The organism is Vibrio sp. 1288 (assembly GCF_033344475.1).
Genome location: NZ_JAWPOX010000158.1, coordinates 1 through 1,022, shown reverse-complemented (window position 1 = coordinate 1,022; position 1,022 = coordinate 1). Strand labels below are relative to the sequence as shown.

Below are 1,022 nucleotides of genomic sequence, written 5' to 3'. Positions count from 1 at the left end.
GTGAGAGCGAGCCTTGTTCTTCCGAAAGATCTGTTTGTGCAATTTGGTGTTGAGGCGCTAAGTGGCAGCAAGATGTCGGCAGTGGATAAGGGTTCTGACGTTGGTGTATTTACCTCAACATTAAAACTAGGTAGCGACATTTCAGATTCTTCTAGTTGGCAATTTGGCTTGAGTTACCTGCGAAACAAGAACGGCAAGGTGGAAGAATTTGCTGACCATGATCATCATGCTGATACCGGTCATGACCATGAACATAGCCACGCTGCTGCGATTACTGGTGCGAATCTTTATGGTGCTGATTTTGTTTGGAAATGGGCCCCGGATGGTAACTACAAGTACCGCAACTTTACGTTTTCTGCCGAGTACATGTTGTTGGATGGTGTGGTCGACAGCAAATTTAAAGATGAAGCTGAATCCCCTGATAACTTAACAGCATATTACGTTTCGGGTGTATACCGATTTAACCCTAGCTGGTCTGCTGGCGTTCGTTACGGCGAAGCGGAAAGCTACGATGGTCATGCTCATGGTGACCACATGCATTTCACTGCGCTAAATGATAAAGAAGTCGATGCGATGATTGCGTGGGATTCCTCGCACTTTGGTACTGTTCGTGCGCAGTACACGCGTGCAGAAAACCAAGACAAAGAAAAAGAGAACGTCTTTACATTGCAATACGTCATGACTTTTGGGGCGCACGGTGCTCATGCGTTCTAAGTCATTAACCTTTATCTCTAAAGGTTTAGGCACAATGGCAGCGATTGCTGCCATTGTTTCTTCTCCAACATGGGCTTTGGATATTTTTGTTTGTGAGCCGGAATGGAAAGCTTTATTGCAACGCCACGCTCCAGAAGCAAATATCTATTCTGCTACTACCGATAAACAAGATCCACATTACGTGCAAGCTCGCCCTTCGTTGATTGCGAAAATGCGTCAAGCCGATTTGGCTATGTGTTCTGGAGCAGAACTAGAAGTAGGGTGGTTGCCTATGCTACAGGCACGAAGCTCAAATGCTGCGGTGCAAA

At 46.1% G+C, this 1,022-nt stretch carries 2 pseudogenes; both read left to right on the top strand.

Going from position 1 to position 1,022, the window contains the following annotated elements:
- Positions 1-714 (top strand): annotated as a pseudogene (locus R8O11_RS25315) (hypothetical protein); the annotation flags it as partial.
- A pseudogene (locus R8O11_RS25310) lies at positions 704-1,022 on the top strand (zinc ABC transporter substrate-binding protein); the annotation flags it as partial. The pseudogenes R8O11_RS25315 and R8O11_RS25310, both read left to right, overlap by 11 nt.